This window comes from Streptomyces sp. NPDC054847, from assembly GCF_053610925.1.
The window spans coordinates 1-2,280 of the sequence record NZ_JBSGZJ010000694.1; the positions used below are offsets into that span (position 1 = coordinate 1).

Below are 2,280 nucleotides of genomic sequence, written 5' to 3' on the forward strand. Positions count from 1 at the left end.
CCTTGCCTCGGGGCACACGCGCGTACATCTCCTCGGCGAGAGCGAAGACATCGCGGTGGCGGAAGCGTGCCGCGGTGCGGTCCGTGACTCCGTGCGCCTCGAGGCCCGCCGCGATCTCCAGCGGGTCGACGGCCTGCTCGCACAGTTCGCGGTGGCGGTGCATGAGCGCCTTGACCGGGTCGGCAGGTCCCCGGCGTCCTTGCCGCGCACCGCCGGGGCCGCCGTCCGCGGCGCCCGGGGCGGCGGCGGATGACCGAGACTCCCCCGGGCGTACGGCGCCCGTCCCGTCGTCGTCCGTCCGGGCGCCCGGTCGCGGCGCGCCAGGGGCCTCCGCTGACGGCTCTGCCGCCGTGTCCGGCCGGTGGCCCGCCTCGGCGGCGGTCGCGGCGGCCAGTTCCTCGTGGAGCTGGGTGAGGGCCGCGAGGGCCAGGGCCGGGTCGGTGGCCCGCCCGGCGCCGGCCGGGTCCGCGTGCGCCGTGCTCCCGGTGACTCTGGGGGCCGTCATGGCTGTGTCTCCTTCGCCGTCTCCGGTGGGGCTCCGGCCGCGACGAGACGCGGCTCCTCGGCCCAACTGGGGGTGCGGGGGCGGGCCGTCGCGCCTGTCCAGGGCGCCGGGACGTGACACTCGGCCGGGTGCGCGAAGGGCAGCGGCCCGCCGTCGGCGTCGACGACGTCCCGCTGGACCGGCGAATGCGACATCAGCTCCAGATAGATGCCGCGAAATGCCGTCAGGTTCTGTTCCACCGTGAAGAGTTCGAGTGCGCGGGCGCGCGCCGCGGCACCGAGTCGCTCCCGTCGTGCGCCGTCACGCAGCAGGGAGACGCAGGCGTCGGCGAGCGCCCGCGGATTGCGCGGGGGCACGACGAGCCCGGTGCCGCCGATGACCTCCACGACCGCGCCCACGTCCGTGGACACGGTCGCGCGACCGCAGAACATCGCCTCCACGAGGCTGATCGGGAAGCCCTCGACGACGCTGGACAGGACGACCACTCCCCCTGCCGCGTAGGCGTCGACGAGCTCCGGCGCCTCGGGGCCCCCGATCTCCTCGAAGGAGACCGGGTTGTCGCCGACGGCATGGGCGCCGTCGGCCTCGTCGGGGAAGAGCTGAGCCGCGAGCGCCTTGCAGTGGGCGAGATAGGTGACGGCCTCAGGGCTCTGCGCGGGCGCGCCGAACAGTCGGAGCCTGGCGAGCGGTTCCGCCTTGCGGATCTCGGCGAAGGCGTGGAGCAGGGAGATGAGGTCCTTGGACGGCTCGATCCGTCCGACCCAGACGAGGGTGTGCGGATCGCCGGTGTCGCCGCTCTCGCCGACGGCCGCGAAACGATCCGCCTCCATGCCGGGATAGACCGTGCGCAGCTTCTCGCGGGCCGCGCCGCACCTCTCTTGCCAGCGCCGTGCGTGGGTGTTGCCGGGCGTGATGACGGACGCCTGCCGGTAGACCTCCGCGGCCAGCCGGCCGTGGAAGGCGGCGAGGAGGGCCCGGACCGGTGTGCTCAGCCCGGCGTCGGTGGCGGCGAGGTAGTGGGCGCGTAGCTGGACGCCGTACTCGGTGACCAGCAGCGGGACTCCGCAGAAGCGTTTGGCCAACAGGCCGGGCAGGGCTGCCGATCCACCGGCCGCCGCGTGGCAGAGGTCCACCGCGCCGAGGCCGTCCTCGTCGTACCAGTCGAGGAGGAGGGGGCGCAGGGCTCGTTCGAGCCGGTCGGCGAAGGCCAGATGGTCCACCACCGTCGCGCCGTGGACGGTGCGGCGTGTGCCGGGCGCCCGGCAGGCCGACTCGAGGGCGCGCACGGCCGTCTCCGAGCGGAGGGCGGCGTACAGCCCGCCGTGCTCCCGGGCGAGTTCCGCCAGTCCGTACAGCCCCTCGGCGAATCCGTCGCCGTCGGCGCACACCGCGGCGGCGAGGTCCTTGAAATGGCCCGCGAAGCGCCGGCGTTCACGCCGTCCGTAGGTCCGACCGTCGTCCGCCGGCGCCCACAGGGCCGCCGTACGGACCCTGCGAACCTGCGGGGGGAGCTGGATGCAGCCGTGCTTCTCCTGCTGAGCGCTCCGGCTGAGGGCGTACAGGTCGAACTCGTGCTGCTCGAGCCCGCGCACCAGCCGGTCGCACCAGAGCCTGGACTCACCGGTCACATACGGGTAACCACCCTCCGTGAGCAATCCGATCCGCACAGGTGCACCCCCGATCTCCCGTTGTGGGCGGCCGCCGTTGATTTCCGGCGACTCACAGCGGAACGACGTTAAGCGGACATGCCGGTGGCGCGACGGACGGTTGTCCGT

General features: G+C 73.9%; 1 protein-coding gene and 1 pseudogene. Both read right to left on the reverse strand.

Going from position 1 to position 2,280, the window contains the following annotated elements; translation table 11 throughout:
* Positions 1–505 (reverse strand): annotated as a pseudogene (locus ACWGH4_RS34330) (hypothetical protein); the annotation flags it as partial.
* Positions 502–2,172 (reverse strand): DUF3492 domain-containing protein, encoded by a 1,671-nt coding sequence (locus ACWGH4_RS34335; protein ID WP_453467730.1) that lies wholly within the window; start codon positions 2,170–2,172, stop codon positions 502–504. The pseudogene ACWGH4_RS34330 and the gene ACWGH4_RS34335, both read right to left, overlap by 4 nt.
* Positions 2,173–2,280 lie beyond the last annotated feature (108 nt).